7 protein-coding genes are annotated in these 19,948 nt (G+C 73.8%); 2 read left to right on the top strand and 5 right to left on the bottom strand.

The window, feature by feature from the left end:
• Positions 1-22: 22 nt before the first annotated feature.
• The 3 genes from AMK19_RS08455 to AMK19_RS08465 all read right to left on the bottom strand — a co-directional run bounded on the left by AMK19_RS08455 (position 23) and on the right by AMK19_RS08465 (position 3,459).
• A complete protein-coding gene (locus AMK19_RS08455; RefSeq protein WP_073809415.1) occupies positions 23-1,444 on the bottom strand; it encodes a hypothetical protein in 1,422 nt (473 codons plus the stop codon).
• 126 nt (positions 1,445-1,570) lie between these two features.
• Positions 1,571-2,263, bottom strand: a complete 693-nt coding sequence (locus tag AMK19_RS08460) for a response regulator (protein ID WP_073809418.1) — start codon at positions 2,261-2,263, stop codon at positions 1,571-1,573.
• Positions 2,260-3,459, bottom strand: a complete 1,200-nt coding sequence (locus AMK19_RS08465; RefSeq protein ID WP_073809421.1) for a sensor histidine kinase — start codon at positions 3,457-3,459, stop codon at positions 2,260-2,262. The genes AMK19_RS08460 and AMK19_RS08465 overlap by 4 nt, the downstream gene beginning before the upstream one ends.
• A gap of 133 nt (positions 3,460-3,592) precedes the next feature.
• Between AMK19_RS08465 and AMK19_RS08470 the strand changes: the two genes are divergently transcribed.
• Together AMK19_RS08470 and AMK19_RS08475 are read left to right on the top strand one after the other, a co-directional pair.
• Positions 3,593-4,504, top strand: a complete 912-nt coding sequence (locus AMK19_RS08470; protein WP_073809423.1) for an ABC transporter ATP-binding protein — start codon at positions 3,593-3,595, stop codon at positions 4,502-4,504.
• Positions 4,501-5,349, top strand: a complete 849-nt coding sequence (locus AMK19_RS08475; RefSeq protein ID WP_073809426.1) for a hypothetical protein — start codon at positions 4,501-4,503, stop codon at positions 5,347-5,349. Before AMK19_RS08470 ends, AMK19_RS08475 begins: the two co-directional genes overlap by 4 nt.
• A 17-nt stretch (positions 5,350-5,366) precedes the next feature.
• Here AMK19_RS08475 and paaI read toward each other — a convergent pair whose 3' ends face one another.
• Complete coding sequence (gene paaI, locus AMK19_RS08480; protein ID WP_073809428.1) at positions 5,367-5,780, bottom strand: hydroxyphenylacetyl-CoA thioesterase PaaI; 414 nt, start codon at positions 5,778-5,780, stop codon at positions 5,367-5,369.
• 113 nt (positions 5,781-5,893) lie between these two features.
• Positions 5,894-19,948, bottom strand: coding sequence for a WXG100-like domain-containing protein (locus AMK19_RS08485; RefSeq protein WP_073809431.1), 14,055 nt, complete (start codon positions 19,946-19,948; stop codon positions 5,894-5,896).

Genomic DNA, 19,948 nt, shown 5'->3' on the forward strand with positions numbered 1-19,948 from the left:
ACCGGCCGTCGGTGACGCGCAGTCAGGAGCCGGCGCTGAAGCCCGCCGTGGGCGCGTCGAGCGTGAAGCCGGGATCGGCCGGGGTGCCGGTGCGCCAACCCGTCCAGGTCTGCAGCACGCCCTCCGGGGTGATGCCCCACAGCGAGGGCGCGCCGTTGCCGACCAGGTCGCCGTCGGAGCCGATCCGGGGCCAGGCGGCGGCGGTGATGCCGGTGGCGACGGTCCTGGCGGTGCCGAGGCTCGTGACGGTCGGGTAGCTGATGGTGATGCCGTCCTCGTCGGTGATGGTGATGGTGGTGACGGTGAGGGTGTAGGCGGTGATCTCGCCGGTGACGCGGTCGCGCGCCCACAGCCCGGGTCGGCCCTGCGCCGCCCAGTCGCCGGGGCTGATCAGGTCGCGGTCCTTCCAGCCGCTCGCCGCGAGCCGCACCGGGGCGGTGAGCCGGTAGTCGCTGGCCGACGGGTAGTACCAGAGCGCGGCGTCGTCACCGGCCGCGTTGATCTCGGTGGTCACCAGACCGGTGCGGCGGTGGTGCGCGTTGGTCGAGCCGACATCGGTGGACATCGGGTCGCCGATCGCGGCGAGCTGCCGAGTGGTCGACCAGTTGGCGGCGTAGCCGGTGCAGTCGGGGTTCTCGGCCGTCACCGCGCAGGCGGGCCGGTTGAGCCCGATCGAGGAGTCGAACACACCGCGGACGCCGGTGTTTCCGGGGTTGCGGTAGGTCCAGAGCCCGGGACTTCCGTCCTTGTGGACGATCAGGGCGTCGACGTCCCAACCGCTGCCGGTGCCGCCGCGGTGCGTGGTGCGGTAGTTCGCCCAGGAGTCGCCGCCCGGCGACAGTACCGCGGCCGCGCCGACCGTGTACTGCGGGCCGGCCGCCGGGTTCGAGTAGACCCGCAGGTCGCCGGACGGCCCGGCCGTGACCACGTCGGGCGTGCGGTCGCCGTTGACGTCGCCGAACTGCGGCACCGCCGCGCCCGCGGCCCAGGGGACGGAGAAGCTGTACGGGGCCACCGGCGAAACGTTTCCTGCGGCGTCCCTTGCCTGGACGTACAGCACACTGGTGCCCCAGTGCCCCGGGGTGACGGAGATCCGGTCCGTCGGCATCGCGCTGCCGCACGTCCAGCCGGCACCGGTGGCGAACTGCGGGTCGAAGCTCCACCGCAGGCACGCGACGCCGGCCGGGTCGTCGTCGGTCGCGGTGAACAGGACGTCCCCGCTCTGCCCGGCCCGCAGCGTGGTGACCTGCCCGTTGCCGGCCGGCGGGAACTGGGTGCCCGGGTCGGGGACCGTCGCCGGGAAGGACAGGGTGGGCGGCGTCGTGTCACCGTCCGCGGCGAGGGCCGCGGGGGCGAGCGGCCCCGCCAGCAGGGCGAGCGCTCCGGCGATCGATCCGGCGGCGGCAAGGCGCGGCGGGGTGGCGCCCCGACGGCGATTGGTCACAGTGATCACTCCTGATCCGAGAGTTCCGCAACGGATGTGCGCGTCGAGAGTGGCACCGTCGCAGAAACTTCGCATGCCTCTTTCTTCCTTCGTTACCAAAGGAGTTCGGGCGATCATCGGCTGCCGTCAGCGGGAGGCGGCGCTCACCAGCCCGGCCTCGTAGGCGAGGATCACCAGGTGGACGCGGTCGCGGGCGTCCAGCTTGGAGAGCAGCCGGGTGACGTACGTCTTGACGGTGGTGACGCTGAGGTAGAGCTGTTCGGCGATCTCGGTGTTGGAGAGGCCGCGGGCGATCAGCGTCAGGACTTCCTGTTCGCGTTCGGTGATGCCGGTCAGGGTGCGGGCGGGAGGCGTCGAACTGCCGGGCCCGGAGCGGGAGGTGAGGTCGGCGATCAGACGGCGGGTGACGCGGGGGGCGATCAGGGCGTCTCCGCTGGCGACCACCCGGACAGCGGCGAGGATCTCCTCCAGGCCCATGTCCTTGACCAGGAAGCCGGACGCGCCGGCCCGCAGCGCGCCGTACACGTACTCGTCGTCGTCGAAGGTGGTCAGCACCAGGACGTGGGCGGTGGCGCCGGAGGCGGTGATCCGGCGGGTGGCCTCGATGCCGTCCATGCCGGGCATCCGGATGTCCATCACGACCACGTCCGGCGTCAACTCGGCTGCCAGGAGCACCGCTTCGTCGCCGGTGCCGGCCTCGCCGACGATCTCCAGGTCGGCGGCGTCCTTCACCACCATGGAGAGGGCGGCGCGGATGAGGGGCTGGTCGTCGACGAGCAGGAGGCGGACGGGCGCGGCGGGCTGCTGAGGGAGCGTCATCGGGCGCCTGCCGGGACGGGGAGGGTGGCGGCGACCCGGAAGCCGCCGGCGGGACGGGGGCCGGCGGTGAAGGAGCCGTGCAGCAGCGCGACGCGCTCGCGCATGCCGAGCAGTCCGAAGCCCGCGCCGCCGGGCTGGGTGGCGCGCAGGCCGCCGCCGTCGAGCACCTCGATGGTCACTTCGTCCTCCCCGCAGTCGACGGTCACCCGGCAGGAGCGCGCGCCGGCGTGGCGGACCACGTTGGCCAGGGCCTCCTGGACGACCCGGTAGGCCGCGAGGTCCACCTCGGGCGGCAGGGGGCCGGGTTCGCCGTTGCGGCGGAGGTCGACGGTGACGCCGGCGGCGGTGGTGGACCGTGCGAGGCGGTCCAGGTCGGCGAGGCCGGGCGCGGGGGCGAGCGGGGGCTGCCCGTCGGCGTCGTCCTCGGCGGCGCGCAGCGCGACCAGCATGCGGCGCAGCCCGGAGAGGGTCTCGCGGCTGGCGGTCTCGATCCGGCCGAGCGCGTCCCGGGCGGCCTCCGGCTGGGTGGTGAGCACCAGGCGGGCGGCGCCGGACTGGAGCGCGACGATGCCGATGCTGTGCGCGACCATGTCGTGCAACTCCCGTGCGATGCGCAGGCGTTCGCCCGCGACGGCGCGCGCGGCGGCGTTCTCGCCGAGTTCTGCGGCGTGTCGGCGGGACTCCCCCGCCGAGTGGCCGAGCAGCACGGCGACGGCGGCGGTCAGCAGGACGGCCAGCGCGGTGGAGGTGCCGATGACGAAGCCGACCAGGACCCGTCCGATCGGGTAGCCGAGCAGCACCAGCGCGGCCAGCGTCGAGGCGAGCACCGTCTCGCGGCGCGGCCGGGTCGCCGCGATGTGCCAGAGCGCGACGTCGACGCCGAGCACCAGCGGGACGTCGAGGACGCTGGAGTGAATCGCGAACGCGCCGAACACGGCGCCCGCCAGCAGCAGCCCGAGGGCGGTCAGCGGGCGGCGGCGCAGCAGCGCGCAGCCGGCCAGCGAGAGCACCACGCAGACGGCGAGGGTCCGTTGGTTGGTGTCGGGCAGCCACAGGCCCCGGTAGAAGTTGTTCCGCGACTCGCCGGGGAGCCGGACCAGCACCACGAAGGAGTAGGCGAGGCCGGCCGTCCAGGCGGTGGCCGCCCAGCCGCCGGGCGGCACGCGTCTGAGCAGGGTGGGCGGGTTCGCAGGCATGGGGTGATCGTAGCCAGCCCGGCGGCGGGCGGGCGTCGGACCGGGGACGTACAACCCGGGTAGACACCGGCTGTCGGCAGTGTCCCCGCCCGGCCGACGCGGGACGACGGGCCGGCACGGAAACGTGGAGCCCGTGATCGAAGTCAACGAACTCACCAAGCGCTACGGCCGCACGACCGCCGTCGACGGCCTGACGTTCACCGTCCGCCCCGGCCGGGTGACCGGTTTCCTCGGCCCGAACGGGGCCGGCAAGAGCACCACGCTCCGCATGATCATCGGGCTGAACGAGCCGACCGGCGGCAGCGTCACCGTCCAGGGCCACCGCTTCCGCGACCATCCGCGCGGCCTGCGCCACGTCGGCGCGCTGCTGGACGCCTCCGACGTGCACGGCGGCCGCAGCGCCGCGGCGCACCTGGGCGTGCTGGCCCGGTCCAACGCGATCCCGCTGCGCCGGGTGGACGAGGTGCTGGAGGAGGTCGGGCTCGCCGGGGCGGCCCGGCGCCGGATCGGCGGCTACTCGCTCGGCATGAAGCAGCGCCTGGGCATCGCGGCGGCGCTGCTCGGCGACCCGCCGGTGCTGCTGTTCGACGAGCCGCTGAACGGGCTCGACCCGGAGGGTGTGCGCTGGGTGCGCGGGCTGTTCCGGAAACTGGCCGCCGAGGGTCGCACGGTGTTCGTCTCCAGCCATTTGATGAGCGAAATGGAGCACACCGCCGATCATTTGGTGGTCATCGGCCGCGGCCGGCTGATCGCCGACGAGCCGCTCGCCGCGTTCGCCGCCCGCGGCCGGGGCAGCAGCGTCACCGTCCGCACCCCGGACGCGGACGCGCTGGCCGCCGCCCTGACCGCCGCCGGCGCGCAGGTCCGCCCCGACGGCGAGGAGCGGCTGGTGGTGACCGGCCTGGACGCCGACACCATCGGCGACCTGGCCCACCGGCACGGCCTGCGGCTGCGCGAACTCGCCACCAACGCCGCCTCGTTGGAGACCGCCTTCATGGAACTCACCGCCGACAGCGTCGAATACCTCGCAGGAGAGACCCGATGACCGCGCTCACCGCCGCCCCCTTCCTGGCGGACGAATCGCGGGCCCGCTTCCGCGACCTGCTGCTCGGCGAGTGGTGCAAACTGCTCTCGCTCCGGTCGATCCGCTGGGGGCTGCTCCTCGGCCTGCTCGGGCTGGTCTTCCTGAACGCCAACGCGGCCATCGCCGACGTCAACGACTGGGACCATTTCGCCCCCGCGCAACGGGAGTTCTTCGTCCCCGACGGCGCCCTGGCCGCCTCGTTCACCAACAACGCCTGCATCGCGACCCTGCTGATCACCGGCAGCCTGGGCGCGGTCTCACTGGTCAGCGAGTACGCGACCGGTCAGATCCGCACCACCTTCGCGGCGGTGCCGGCCCGGCGGGCGCTGCTGTCCGCGAAGATCCTCGTCCTGACGGCCGTGATGACCGCCTTCGGCGTGCTCGCGACCGGCGTGTCCTTCTTCCTCACCCAGGCCGTCCTGTCCGGCAAGCACGCCGGCATCTCGCTCGCCGAACCGGGTATCTGGCGCGCCCTGCTGGCCTCCGCCCTGCTGCCCCCGGTCTGCGCCCTCACCGGCCTCGGCCTCGCCGCCCTGGTCCGGCACAGCGCGGCCACCATCGTCACCACCACCACCGTGCTGCTGCTGATCCCCAACTTCCTCAGCCGGAACCACCATTGGTCGGCCTGCCTCTACCACGCGACGCCGTTCCGCGCCTGGCAGACCCTCCACGACCTGGTCGGCACCCCGCCCAACCCGCACATCCCCTTCGCCGCCGACCCCGCCGGCGAATGGTTCGTCTACCTCGCCTGGGCGGTCGGCGGTGTCCTCGCCACCCTCGTCCTCGGCAGCCGCCGCGACGTCTGAGGACCACGGGTTCCGGGTCAGGCGCTGTGCGGCACTCCGGCGATCAGGACGGCCTGGCCGCGGAACTCGGCGACCACGGTGCCGGCGACGGTCCGGACGGTGACGTCGTAGACGCCCTGGCGGCCGGAGCGGGTGCGTTCGGTCGCCTCGGCGATCAGCTCGTCGCCGAGCTGCGCCGGGGCGAGGAAGGTGACCTGCGCGCCCTGGGCGAGGGCGACCGGGCCGTAGCTGTTGCACGCGTACGAGAACGCGGCGTCGGCGAGCAGGAACACGTACCCGCCGTGGCCGATCCCGTGCGCGTTCGCCATCTCCTCGGTGACCTTCATCCGGGCCACGGCCCGCCCCCCGGCCACCTCGTCGAGCACGATGCCGGCGCCCCGGCAGGCCCGGTCGCGTTCGAACAGTGCGTCAATTCTGCTGTTCTCCACCATTGCTCCCTGAAGTGAGCCGCCCGTTCCTGAGCGTGAGCATTACACCGAGGACCTGATCGACTGTCAATGACGGTGGTGCATCATCGGATCGTCGGATGATGCACCACCGCAGGTCAGGCCTTCCAGGCCTCCTTCGCGGCGATCAGGTCCTCCCGCGTGACCGGCCCCGGGGCCGTCTCGATCCAGCCGACCACCTGGCGGACCCGGTCCGCGTTCAACGGCTCGGCGCCCGGTGCGTCGAGGAGTTCACCGAGCAGCGCGGCCGTGCCGTCCGAGGTGCCGCCGCCCAGGGCGACCAGGCGGTGGGTGGCTCGGACGTGCGCGGCGCCGGCCTCGGTGCTCGCGGTGAACTCGCCCTGGTAGAGCGCCCGTCCGAGCCGGACGGTGCCCATCAACTGGCCATGCTCCACGGTCGCGTCGGGCGCGACCAGCCGCCGGACCTCGTCCAGCCGCCAGGCCCCGTCGGTGACCCGGAGCTCCCCGTCCCGCCGGTCCCCGGTGAACGCGAGGTAGTGGTCGCCCGCGACGTCCCGGCCGGTGGTCTCGGACAGCGGGATGTCCACGGTGAAGGGGACGACTCCCTTCTCCTTGACGGGCTTCCGGTCCCCGTCGAAGAGCGTCACCTCGACCTCGGCATGCCCGGCGTAGCGCGCCATCGGGGCGGCGAACTTGCCGTTGGAGATCACCTGCCCGGAGTCGGCGTGCCCGCCGCCCTCGCGCCACAGGCGCTGCGCCCCGCCGACGACCGCCGGGCTGTTGGTGACGTCCCCGGTGATCTTCGCGCCCAACTGTGCCTGGACACCGGCGTTCTTCGCCGAGAGATCGGACCGCGCGGTGCCGGAGGCCACGGCGTTGGCGGGACTGAGCTCGACCTTGTCGTCGACCGCCCGGTGCTCGAGCGAGACGACCTTCACGCCGACCTCGACGCCCTTGCCGCCGCCGAGCGTCACCCGGTTGGACGGGAGCGTCGCCGACACGCCCATGCCCTGGCTCGCGGTGCCGAACATCGCCGAGAGGTGGCTGTGCGAGGTGACGGCCCCGACGACGGGTTCCATCTCCTTCCAGGTGGAGCGCCCGAAGTACTCGGGGCCGCGCAGCCGCACCAGGTCCTGGACGCCGCCGACGTCGCCGAGCCAGCGCAGCACGTCGGTGTCGCGCAGGCCGCTCTCCCAGACCCGCTCCGGCGGCACCTGGACGGTGACCGGCTCGGGCGGGCGGACGGTGACCGTGCCGTCGGAGGCCGCGGAGACCGGCACGGTCTCGCCGGTCTCGACCAGCGCCTCGAAGCCGACGGTCGCCGTGCGCCGCCGGTACACGTTCTCGCCGAACCACGGCCGCCGGCTGATCGTGAACTGCAGCTCCGCCTCGCCCGCGTAGGCGCTGCCGGGCACCTTGGCCTTGGTGGCGGACCCGGCCGCGGTGCTGCCGGTCCGGGTGTCCGTCCGGTCGTGGCCCGCGCCGCCGGTGCCGGTCACACCGGCCGTCACCGACACGTTCGGCGCGGCCGGCACGGGGACGGCGGTCGCCAGCCCGACCGTGCCCTGGTGGGCGGTGCCGGTGCCGCCGGTGTGGGCGAAGCTGCGCTGCACATCGGTGCCGGCGTTGAACTCGGTGGTGCCCGAGTCGCCCAAGTGCACCATCCGGTCGCGGAGTTGGGCGCCTACGCGGACGGTGGTCCGCCCGTGCCGGACGACGATCTCGTCCCCGGCCGTCATCGCCTTCAGCCGGGACTGCAGCCGGTCCGGGGTGAGCTCGGCGTCCAGCTTGCGGCGCAGCTCCGGCCAGTCGCTGCCGAACGGGTTGCGTTCCAGCTCCGGCTGCCCGGCCTCCTTCCGGCGCAGCGCCCGCAGCCCGCCGGGCTTCCAGCCCGCCTCCACCTGGGACACGATCGACTCGCCGAGCGTCCGCCGCAGGCCGCCGCCGGTCGTCCCGGGCAGGGCGTGGACGTCGGTGACGATCGCCGAGGAGTCCAGGCGTCGTCCGTCCGCAAAGCCCTTCGGCAGCTTCTCCGTGACGCGTGCGACCTGCTCGGCCGGCGGGGTCGTCGGCACGGCGTCGCGCTGCGGGACGGCCACCCGGGCGACCGTCTCCGCGTGGCCGGTGACGACCCCGTCGGGCACGCCCAGCCGCTTGAAGGCGACGGTGACCTCGTACGGCGCGCGGACGTCGAAGAACACCGCCGGCTCGACGTGCTTGCCGCGGTTGGAGGCCGAGCCGACGGTCTCGGTGGCCTGCCCGTAGCTGCGGTCCGTCCGGTACGTGTAGCCGCCGGTGACGTCGACCACCTCGGTCTTGACCTTGACCTGGCCGCCGCCGTTCAGCCGGTCGCGGCCGTCGCGCAGGTTGCCCTGGCCGCTGGAGCTGCGGGTGCCGGACTCGAACTCGTACTTCTCGGCCCGGGAGTGGTACTCGGCCTCCCCCAGCCGGGCCGTGACGGTGACCTCGGCCGACCAGGTCGCGCCGTGCACCGTCTCGGTGATCCGCCCGCCACGGGTGAGCTGCGACAGCTGGGCCTTGAGCGCGACCCGGTCGAAGCTCGCGCCGATCCGCTGCCTGACCTCCTCCGAGGGCTCGCCGTGCTTGGTCCGCACCGCGTCCTCCACCAGCGCGCGCACCTGGTCCGCGCCGCTCAGGGTGTGCACCACGTAGGAGGCGTTCAGCTCGTGCCGGTCCGCCATCCGCGGCGGCGCCGTGTGCGGGGCTGCGTGCGGGGCTTCGGCCTTCGCGACCGGCGCGGCCGGCGGGTTGGACGCCGCCGCACCGCTCTCGGGCCGTTGGAAGGCGACGGCACCGCCCTCGGTGTGCGGCACCTGGACCTTGACGGTCTCCCGGGCGTCCATGCCCACCTCGGCGCGGACCGGCACCGACACCGACACGTCCGGACGGCCGCTGCCGCCCACCTCGCCCGCGCCCTTGCCGGGACGGCCGACGTGCACGTCCACCATCAGCTCGGCGCCGTAGATCACCTGCGGCGCACTGTACTTGCCGCTGGCGTACACCCGGTCGGCCTGCCGGCCCTGGCCGCCGACCCGCCGCCGCTGTTGGCCGGATCCGGCGGCGCCCAGCTCCACGCCGGGCGTGCCCTTGGTGACGGTGCCGCCGGCCTGCCCCTGCTCCATGGTGGTGCGCGCGCCGAGCCGGCGGTTCACGCTGAACGCGCCGGTCTCGTTGACGGTGTTGAGTTCGGCCTTGCCGTCCTCCCGCCGGTAGGTCATCCCCTCGACCCGGGCGACGGCCCTGACGACCAGCCCCTCCTTGCCGGGGATCTTCACCTCCAGCGCCTCGCCGCGCGTCATCCCGGTCAGCCTGGCGGCCAGGTTCGGCTGGCTGAAGCCCTGCATCACCTGGTCGCGGACGGCATCCCAGTCCGCGCCGAACCGCGCCCGGCCCTGGGCGTCCACGGCCTCACGCAGCGCCCGCGTGCTCTCCAGGTCGCGGACGACCACGGTCTCGCCCAGGCCGCCCCGGTCGTCCCCGCCGCGCCACACACTGTCCGGCGGGCCCGCCACCTCGCGCGCCGTCGTGGCGTGCTCGGTCGTCGTGGGCTCGGTCGTGGCGGGATCGGCCGTGACGTGCTCGGCCGTGACGTGCTCGTTCGTGGCGGGCTCCGGGGTGGTGTCGGCGCGGTCGACCAGCAGTCGAACGTCCGCCGAACTCGCCCCGGGCGCGACGGACTTGCCGTTGAACGACAGGTCGAAGTGGACGGTGCCGTCGTACATCACGCCGGGCACCTTCGACTTGCTGGTCAGCTGCGAGGTCCGGGCCTCACCGCTGATCTCCACCCGGTCGGTGCCGAGCCGCCCGGCCACGCCGCCGCCGATCAGGCCCTTGCCCGGCTTCACGGCGGCCGAGAATCCGAGCTGGCCCGCGTTGCCCCGGGTCGAGGAGCTGCTGCGCACCTGCTGCACGGTGGTGCCGATGTTGAACTCGGTCTCCTTGGTGGTGCCGGACTGCTTCAACTCCCCCACCCGCGCGGTGATTTCGACCGTGCCGAGAGACTTGCCGCGCCGGTCGGTGAGCGTGACGGAGACCGGCTCGCCGGCCGTCATGCTCTTCAGGTCCCGCTGGAGCCGGCCGAAGTCGACCTCGGCGAGGACCTTTTCGCGCAGCGCGGGCCAGTCACCGCCGAACTCCCGTCGGCCCGCCGCGTCCGCGTGGTCGAGCAGCGCCTCCACCGGCGGGCGGTTCCCGGACGTGGCGCGCGGCGCGAGGTCGAGAACGATCTCCTGCCCGCCGACCCGACCGTCCAGCAGCCGCTGCGGGGGCACCCGCGGCTCGCCGGGCGAGGCGGCGTCGGCGCGTTCCGGGACAGCGACGGTCAGGTCGAGGTCCACCGTGTCGGTGCGTTCGCCGGACGCGGCGCGCACCGGCTCGCCGTGGTGGCGCAGGTCGCCGAAGTCGAGCTCCAGCCGCATCGTCGAGTGGAAGACCTCGGCGGGTCCGCTGGTCTTCGACCGGGCCACCATGCCGCCCAGGTCGAGGTTGACCTCGCCGTGGCCGCGCGCGTGGTAGTACGCGACCAGCTCCGAGGGCTCGCCGATCCCGCGCCCCTGCCGGGCCTGGACACCGGCGTTGAACTCCCACTGCGCGTCACGGTTGGTACCGGTCGCGACCGTCCGGTCGGCGCCGTTCTCGAACTCGATCTTCTCGGTGCGCAGGTGCGTCGACCCCGTGACCTTTCCGCTCAGCTTGACGCTGCCGCTCCAGCCGTTGCCGTCGAACGGCGCCGTCCACACCTCGCCCCGCGACAGCGCACCCATCATCGGGCGCAGCGTCGCCGGCCCGAAGTGCGCGTCCGCGAACGCCTTGGCCGCCGCCCGGTCGCCCGGGACGGCCTGCGCGATGGCGTCGATCACCTTGTCGCGGACGGCCTTCTCGTTCCCGGTCAGCCCGACCACCAGGTCGGTGCCTGCGATCGGCTTCGGAACCACGGTCTCCGGCGTCGGCTCGGGAGTCGGCTCCGGCGTCGACTCCGGCGTCGGGGCGGGCGCGGGTGTCTCGTCCGCGTGCGGGGTGACCGGGGTGTGGTCGGCCGCCGGGGCGGGCTCGACCTCGGGGGTGGGCTCGACCTCGGGGGTGGGCTCGACCTCGGGGGTGGGCTCGACCTCGGGGGTGGGCTCGACCTCGGGGGTGGGCTCGACCTCGGGGGTGGGCTCGACCTCGGGGGTGGGCTCGACGGTCGGGGCGTGCTCGGTCACCGGTGTCTGCGGCGGCAGTTCGCTTCCGTCGTAGTGGTCCTGGGCCCGGTAGACCGTCACCGGACGCCCGTCCGCAGGCCCGAAGACGGCCTGGGTGACGCCGTCGTGGTCGACCACCCGCATCCGGAGGCCGAGCGCGTGGGCGGTCGCCGCCGGGAGCATCTCTCCCCCGCTCGACTGCCAGTTGGTGTTCCACTCCTGGACGGTCCGGAGCAGGACGCGCCGTTCCTGGGCCGACGGCGGCGGCGGATTGTCGTTGAGGTGCCGACCGATGGTGTCGCGCAGCTCGTCGATGGGCAGCCCCCGGAACGCCGACTGGTCCTCGGCGGGCAGGTAGGCCAGCAGGTCGCCCGGCGGCAGGTCCTCGCGAAGGAGCTGGTTGTTGCGGTAGTTGGCCACCACCTCGGTCGGCCAGTGCTCCAGGCCGAGCTGCTCGAAGTGCCTCCCGACCTCGGCCTGCAACCGCTCCGGGCCACCCAGCCCGGGCACGCCGACCTCGACCGCCCGCAGCAGGCAGTAGCCGTCCCCGGCCACGGGCACCCGCGCCCCGGGCGGCGGGAACTCCGCCACCTGCGCCCGCTCGGGCTTCGGCGCAGCCGCCTCGGTGCCGGGGGTGCGCGGCGCGTGCTCCGTGACGGTGCGCGGCCCCTGCTCGGTGACGGTCACGGCGCGGACCGGCGCGTCCGTCGTGCGCGGCCCCAACTCGGCCGGGGCGGACGCCGATCGGGGCCGGGTCGGTCCCGTCACCGGGTGGGTGGCGGGTCCGGCCGGCGCGGGCGCGGCGGTGGCACCGCTCGCGGGCGGCGGGGTCGGGCTCACCGGCTGCGGCGTGTCCTCCTTCGGCGCGTCGCCCTTCGGCGCAGCGCCCCGGTGGCCGTCCTGCACCTCGGCCACCTCCGTCCGGGCGGGCGACCCGTCGCGGTGGCCGTCGGAGCCGTTGTCGATGTCCATCGGCTCGGCGGTGTCGTGCGGCTGCTCGACGTTCCTGAACGTGCTGTAGCGCTCCATGAACTGCGGGTCGGCCGCGCCGGAGAGGTTGTTCTCGTGCGGTCCGGCGACGGACGCCCACACCTTCCAGTCGGGCTTGAAGCCGGACGGCGTCTCGCCGTTCGCACCGACCACGGTGCGCGAGGTCAGGTCGGCCCAGCGCAGGGTGCCGTCCATGTCGTGGACCAGCGCGACGGCGTGCCCCGCGCCGGTCGGCCCGGCGCCCAGCACGGTGGCGAAGCTGCCCTTGCCGCCGGCCGCCACCTGCTTCTCCAACTTCGCGATGGCGTCCGCCCCTTCGCCGAACAGGGCGGGCCCGTCGTGCCGCTTCCACAGCACGTCGCCGGGGATCGGCTCGACCGTCCCGTGCAGGGTCTGCCCGGAGACCCGGGGTCGTCCGAAGTGCGTGTCGCGGTAGGCCTCGACGTTCTCCAGGCAGGCGTTCAGGTCGCGGCCGGGCAGGAATCCCTCGGGCGGCCGCACCGCGGTGTGGTGCGGATTGACGTGCGCCAGAAGGCCGTTGCTCATCGGCGGGTGCAACCTTGCACCGCCGCCGAGGTAGTTGACCAGCTGACCGGTCAACTCGTGCTGCGGGCCGACCGCTTGGTAGCCACGGTCGTGCATCACGGCGGAGGTGTTCTCGTACGCGGGGGTGCGCTGCCGCTTGGCCTCCGGGCCCTCCGGCGCGTCCTCCCGGCGCAGCGTCACCTCCTCGTCCTCGTCCCGTCGACGCTTGCGGTCGCTGCGGGGCTGCTCGGCCGGCGGGGACTCGATGTCCATCGGCTCGACGTCCCGGTCGGTGGCGTGCTCGCGCAGGTTCAGGTCCGCGAACTGCGCCCGCAGTGCGTCGACGTCGGCCGGCTTCGGGTCCCCCAGGATGCGGCGGTGGTCGGTGGGCTCGGTGATCATGTCGATCGCCTTGTCCGGCAGCAACCGGTCCGAGATGAACCGGGCGGCCGACCGCTCGGCAACCTGCTCGGCCGACGGGGCGGCGGGCGGCGCGGGCGGCGGTGTCTCGTGGTGGGCGGTGCCTGCCGCACCGTCGTGCACGCCCGTGGACGGCGGCGGGGGCGGCGGCGCGTACGGGCTGCCGAAGCCGCGGGTGCCGGTGGTGGCTCCACCGTGCCCGGTCGCCGTGGGCGGCGGGGGCGGCGGGGGCGGGGTCGACCCGCCCAGCGCGAGGCCGTCCAACCGGCGGCGGGTGGCCTCGCGGTCGGAGTCGCTGTCGGAGTCCTCGTCCCGTTGGCGCTTCCGGTTCGGCAACGCGGTGTCGGCGGTCCCGTCGGCCATCGACACGTCCCCGTCCGGGGTGTGGGCCGTCGGCCGCTGCGCGTCGTGCTGACTGGCGTCGGTCATCACGACGTCCTGGTCGGCGACGGGCGGGCGGACCCGGTCGGGCTGGTAGAGGGCTTCCGCGTGGAGCCCCTTCAGCTGGTCGGCCGTCAGCGCGGTGTCGTCCGCCCGGGCCAGGAAGTCGCCGGACGAGGACACCGGCAGGCTGCCGGTGTGCGCGGTCGGCACGCCGAGGTCGTCGGCGATGATCCTGGAACTCGGGCTGGCGTCCTTGCGGTTCACCACCTGCGCCAGGTCTTCCTGGGTCTTCGGGGCCATGATGTCGCGCAGCTCGGGCGGCACCAGCCCCTTCGCCTCCAGGCCGCGCACCGCCTGCAGTAGGTCGGCGGTGTGCGGGGCGTACAGCGCCTCGGGCGTCAACTCGCCGTGGGCGACCGCGGTCAGCACATCGGGGTCACGGATGACGTGCGGGTCCAGGAAGTTCTGGATCCACTGGTTGGCCAGCTCGTCGCCGAAGCGCAGGTTGGAGGAGCTGTTGGACAGCCGGTCGGTGATCTCCTTGATCATCCCCGGCACGTCCTCGACGTTCGCGGTCAGCGCCCGGTCGAAGATCGCGGCCGGGTGGTTCCCGCCCTCCCCGGCGCGCGCGTACACGCCACCGTACTGGCGGTCGACCTGCTCCACATCGCCGGCCACCCAGGCCCGTTGCTGCGCGGTCTTCTTCGCCGCGGCCTTCGCCGAGGGCGGCAGTTCGTCGCGGTACACCTGCTCCACCCGCTGGCGCACCGCCTTGGCACCGGCCTCCTTCTTCTCGGCGGCGGTCGCCTCCGCGTGCGCCTTCCGCCAGTCCGCCCGCTTGCCGTCCGCCTCCGCCTTGGCCTTCTTCTCCGCCGCGGCGTCGTCGCCCGCCGTCTTGTCCGCCGCCGCCTTCGTGGCCGGGTCGGTCGCTGCCGCGGCGGCCTTCGCCGAGTCCTCGGCCTTCGCCTCGGCCGTGGCGTGGGCGGTGTCGGCGTCCGCGGAGGCCTTCGCGGCCGCCGTGGCCTTGGTCCGGGCATTCAGACTGTCGGCCGCCGCCTTCACCTCCGCGTTCTGCACCGCCTTCGTCCGGGAGACCGCCTGCGACTTGGCCCCGGACGGGTCGCCCAGTTCGGACAGCCGCTGCTGGACCTCCTGCGCCCGCACCGCGCCACGGTCGGTCCCCAACTGGTCGGCCACCTTGCCGTACTGGTCCGGCTCCACCGACTTCGGGGCATCGGACGGGTGGTCCGCGCCGTCCCGCAGGTTCACCCCGACGGCGCGCAGGTCGCCCGCCAGGCCGCGCAGCCCGTCGGGGTCCTTGCCGGCCCGCTCGACGTGGCCCACCAGGTCGTCCAACCGGTCGGCCAGCCACAGGTGTTCGTCGGCGGTGCGCGGTCCGCCGGTCCGGTCGGCGGCGGCGCGCAGCACGCCCGCCACGTCGTCGATCTTCTGCGGCCCGGTGATGCCGTTGACCAGCGCCAGGTCGTCGACCGCACGGTCCCTGACCCGCTGTTCCAGCCCGCGCACCGCGTCGTGCACGGCGGTGAGCTGCTCGCCGGTCGGCCGGTCCGGGTGCACCTTGGCCACGGCGGCGCCCAGTTCCTCCAGCTGCGGGCGGGCGACCTCGGCCAAGCCCGACCGGGCGAGCTCGTGCCGCAACTGCTCGGCGGCCGAGTCGGCGCTCTTCCGGTCGCCGATCGGGCGCGTGTCGAGCGCGTCCACGAGCCGGTCGTTGCCGTACGTCGTCCGCAGGTCGACGGTGGCGGGCGTCGCGGCCAGGTCGCGGCGCACCAGCACCGCTTCCCCGGCACTGCCGCCCTCCAGCCTCGACGCGGCGTTCTTCCCGAGCACGTCCAGCACCCGGTGCCGGTCCGGGGACATCGCGCCGACGAAGTCGCCGAAGGCGTCCGAGGCCGACCGGTGGCCGCCCTCGTCCATCGAGCGGGCCTTGAACACCGCCGCCGTCACGTACTTGTGCACCATGTAGTCGGCGATCACGTGATTGCGGTTGAGGTTCACCTCTTCGAGGTTGGCCCCCTTCTCGCCCTTCGCCTCCAGCACGGCCTTCTCGGCGTGCGGCTGCCCGTCGATCTGCTGGCTGCCGGAGTGCTCGAACGCCGCGCGGTAGCTGTCCTCCAGCTTCTTCCACTGCTCGGGCGTGGTCGGCGTCGGCACCCCGCCCGTGCGAGGTGCGCCGGCCGACTGCGGGGCGTCCTTCAGCACGGCGGCCTGCGCGTCCGCGAGGGCCTGCCGACGCGTGTCGAGGTCGTCCGTCAGCCGCTTCTGCTGACTCTTCAGGTCCTTGATCCGGCTGTCGTACACCTCGTGGGGGCCTGTGCCGGTCGCCGCCTTGGCCGCCTCGGCCTTCGCCAGCAGGTCCGCGGCATGGGCCTGCGCGGCCTCGATCCGTTCGATGGTCTTCGGCAGGACCCGGGTCTCCGCCTCCTGCCGGGCCCTCAGCCGGGCCTCGGCGCCGTTCGCCTCGTCCTTCCGGAACTCGTGCTCGAAGATCGCCAGCCGGTCGTGCTGCGCCTGGGCGCCGTCCCGCAGGTTCTCGTACCTGGCGCGCTCGTTCTTGATCTCTTCGACCCGCGCCGGCCCGGGGTTGCCGGTGCGCTCCTCCGTACGCAGGTCCGCCAGCTGCTGCTCCGCCCGGGCGACCGAGTCGGACAGCCGGTCCGCATTGCGCGTCAGCACGTCGGCGTGCAGGCGCTTCTCGTTCCTGGCCTGGCTCAGCAGCGCCTCGGTGTCGGCCGGCTTCAGATCGTCCCGCTTGTAGCGTTCCAGGTCGCGGCGGACCTGCTGGAACTCCGCCGAGTTCCCGAGGAACGTGTCGATCGTGTCGAAGGTCCGCCCGCCGTCGATCTTGTGGCTGTAGTCGCCGTCCGGCGCGGCCTGCGTCTGCCGTGCACCGCCACTCCCGCTTCCGGCGGGCGCACTCGGCGGCGGGGGCGGGAGCTGGTCGGCCGGCGTCCGGTGCTCGGACGCCGGCGGCTGGTGCTCGGTGGCGGGTGGCTGGTGCTCGGTGGCCGGGGGCTGGTGCTCGGTCACCGGCGGGGCGTGCTCGCCGGTGGGGGTGGTGCCGTCCACGTGCCCCATGAACTCGCGGAAGCCGTCGTACGCGGCGTTCTGCGCGGTGGTCTCGTGCACCGGGTTCGCGGGGCGGTCGTGGACGGCGGACGGGTCCGGGCCGTAGAGCTTCTCCAGCAGCGGGTACAGGGCGGGCTCGTTGTTCTCCACCCACTCCTTGCCGTTGTTGCGGGGCTCGCCGGTGTACGGGTCGTGGCCGTTGTTCGTGCCCAGGTAGGCGTTGGTGGCCTGGGCGAAGTACTCCCGCTCGTCCTGCGACGAGTAGTTCCCGGACTTCTTGCCGTCCGGCCACTGAACGCTCTTCGCGGGGTCCTTGGAGTCCTGCGTCTTCTGGTTGAAGACGTCCGTGATCAGCTTCTTGTCGTCGCCGGTCAGGCCGTGCTCGTGCAGGGTGTGGCTGAACTCGTGCGTGGTGGTGGAGTATCCGTCCGCGTAGTGCCCGCCGGAGCCGATCGGGGTGTGCTCGCCGAGCAGGTTCTCCTCGGTGACGGCGGAGTGCTTGCCGCCCGAGCCGCGCATGTCGTCGTAGCCGCGACCGCCGCCCGCCTCGGTGTCGTTCGTCCGGCCGCGCAGCTCGTGCAGCTCGGGGACGTCGGGCATCCGGACGTCCTTCGGGACGACCACCACGTCCGCGCCGCTCTTCATCAACTGAGCGGCCGCGTCCGGGTTCTGGAGCATCCGGGCGACCTGCTCCTGGGCCTCCAGGCGTGCCGACGCGGCCTGTTCGGCGCGCGGGTCCACGTGCACGATCAGCTCGGAGGCGACCTTGGCGAAGTCCTTCGGCGGCAGCGACGACTTCAGCGCGTCCACGAACTCCGGGTCGCGCGCCAGCCAACGCCGGTTCTCCGGCTTCAGGTTGGCGAGCTCCTGGCTCCGCTGCTCCGGCGTCATGCCCCGCATGTCCTGCCGCAGCCGGTCCGCGTCGGCCGGACGGACCCGCTGGACGTTCCGCCGGGTACCGCCGAGCTGATCGACGGCGTCCCGGACGTTCGTCGCCCGGCCGAGCCGGTCGAGCCCGCTCTGACGTTCCTGCCGCTGACGGTCCAGCAGCTGGTCGTGGGCCTGCTCCGAGACCGGACGGGTCGTCGACTCGGCGGGACGGCCCGCACCCGGGCGGATCGTGCCACCGGCCGGGGCGGCCGTGTGCGGGGCGGTGACGGGGTTGGCCCCGCCCTGACGCGGAACGGTCGTGGACGGCGTGGCGTGGGACGGAGCCCCGGCCCCACCGTGCCCACCGGCCCCGCCGACCGGGCCTGGTGTGAACCCGCCCGCCATCGGCGCACCCTGCGTGGTGTTCGCGGCCGGCGGGACGTCGCCCAGTCCGTCCGGAACGACCTGCCCGGGCACCTGCTCCGCCCCGACCGTCCGCGCCGGAGCGGGCCCGGCCGAGAGCCGCGTCCCCCCGTCGAGGTTGGTCCCACCGGCCAGATGTCCGGCACCGCCGAGCACACCCGAGAGATTGGGCACCGCGGACGACGCGCCTGCCGGTGCCGAAGTGTCATGCGCAGCAACCGGGTTGACGGCCTCCTGACGCGGCACCGCCTCGTGTGCCTGCGGCGCGACGCTCTCCTGGCGCGGGGCCGACTCGTGCACCTGCGGCGCGACGCTCTCATGGCGCGGCACCGCCTCGTGCACCTGCGCCTGCACGGGCTCGTGCGACACCGGAACGGACTCGTGCGGCTGCGGCGTGACGGGCGCGGTCACCGTCTCGTGCGAGGGCGCGACGCTCTCCTGGCGCGGGGCCGACTCGTACACCTGCGCCTGCACGGGCTCGTGCGACACCGGGACGGACTCGTGCGGCTGCGCCTGCACCGGGCCGTGCGACACCGGAACGGACTCGTGCACCTGCGTCGTGACGGGAGAGGTCACCGTTTCGTGCGACGGCGGCGGCGCGGGCGGCAGTTGCTCCGAACGCGGCGTCACCTGCTCATGCACGGGCGCGACCGTCTCCTGACGCGGGACGGACTCGTGCACCTGCGACGCGACAGGCGCAGCCACCCTCTCCTGCGTCGGCGCGACGGACTCACTGCGCGGCGTCACCTGCTCATGCACAGGCGCGACCGTCTCCTGACGCGGGACGGACTCATGCACCTGCGGCGCAGCATGCGAGACCACCGTCTCGCGCGTCGGCGCGAGGGACTCACTGCGCGGCGTCACCTGCTCGCGCACAGGCGCGACCGACTCCTGACGCGGCACCGACTCGCTGTGTGGCGCAGCCGTCTCCTGACGCGGCACCGACTCGTGCGCAGGCGTGGGCGCCGGCGCGGCGGCTCGCGTCTCGGTGCGGGCGGCCATGGTGTCCTGGACGTGCGCCGCCGCCTGCTCGTGCGGTGCCGGCGCGGGGGTGGGCTGGTGGCTCGACGCCGGCGCGGCACTGTGACCGGCGGACGGCGCGTCGCTGCCGCGTCCCGCGCCGAACGGGCTCAGCCCGCCGACCTTCGACTCACCCGCGCCCGCACCGGAATCCATGCCGCGCGACGCGCCCGAACCCGACGATCCCGCAGTATCCGTCGCGTGCGACGTGCCGGACGAGCCGGAGGTCCCGGAGGTCCCGGAGGTCCCCGACGGCCCGTGGTACGCGCTGCCGCTCCCCGCCGCCGCGCTGTCCGGCTTGTTGAATGTCGGTGTGCCGCCCGCGCCGCCGTGCTCGCCCGCGCCCGGCAGCTTCGGCGCTTCCGCGGCCTTCGGCGCGGCGAGGTGGCCCTTGACCTTGGACGCGCCGGCGTGCAGGCCCGCGCCCGCGCCGCCGGAGAGGCCGGAGCCGAGCAGGGAGTTGCCGTCGACCTTGCCGGTGGTGATCAGCTGGGTGGAGACGTCCGCGCCGACGCCGACCGCCGCGCCGGTGGCCATCTTGCCGCCGGTGGTCTTGAGTGCGGCCTCGACGCCGAGCTTCTCGCCGGCCTTGCCGATGCCCTTGCCGATCAGGTGTCCGGACGCGCCGCCGACCGCACCGCCGAGCGCGTTCTGCCCGACTTCCTTCATGTCGATGCTCTTGCGGTGGCCCTCGGCGAGCTCGATGCCCTGGGCCAGCAGGTTGATCGCGCCCATCTGGGCGGCCTGCTTGGCCGCCATGATGAGCATTTCCTTCAGCAGCAGCTTCAGGGTGGCGGAGATGGTGGCGCGGCTCGCCGCGATGAACGCGGGCACTTCGAGCATCGACGCGCCGGCGGTGAACGGCGCTTCGGCCTCGGCGGTCGCGATCTCGAAGGCCAGGATGCCCAGTTGGGCGATGATCTGGATCTTCGCCGTCTCGGCGGAGTTGGCGACCTGCTCCAGCATGTCGCCCATGCCGTTGAGCGCGTTGATCGCGCCGGGCAGGTAGCCGGGGTCCTGTTCGGTGCCCTTGCCGACCGAGTACTTCTCCCAGTACTTGCCCAACGCCTCGGCGGCGACGCCCTGTTGGCCTTCGAGGGCGCGCTTGATGGTGGCGTCGCCGGCCTGCGCGGCGTCCTTCAGGGCGTCGGCGGCCTTGCGGCAGTGGTCGGCCATGTCGCGGAGCTGGTCCTCGTCGGCTTCCGGCCAGCGGCAGCCCGCGAGCAGCAGGAGCACCCACTGAAGGGGCTCCGGGAGTTCGACAGCCAT

This window comes from Kitasatospora sp. CB01950 (assembly GCF_001905465.1).
Taxonomy (GTDB): domain Bacteria; phylum Actinomycetota; class Actinomycetes; order Streptomycetales; family Streptomycetaceae; genus Kitasatospora.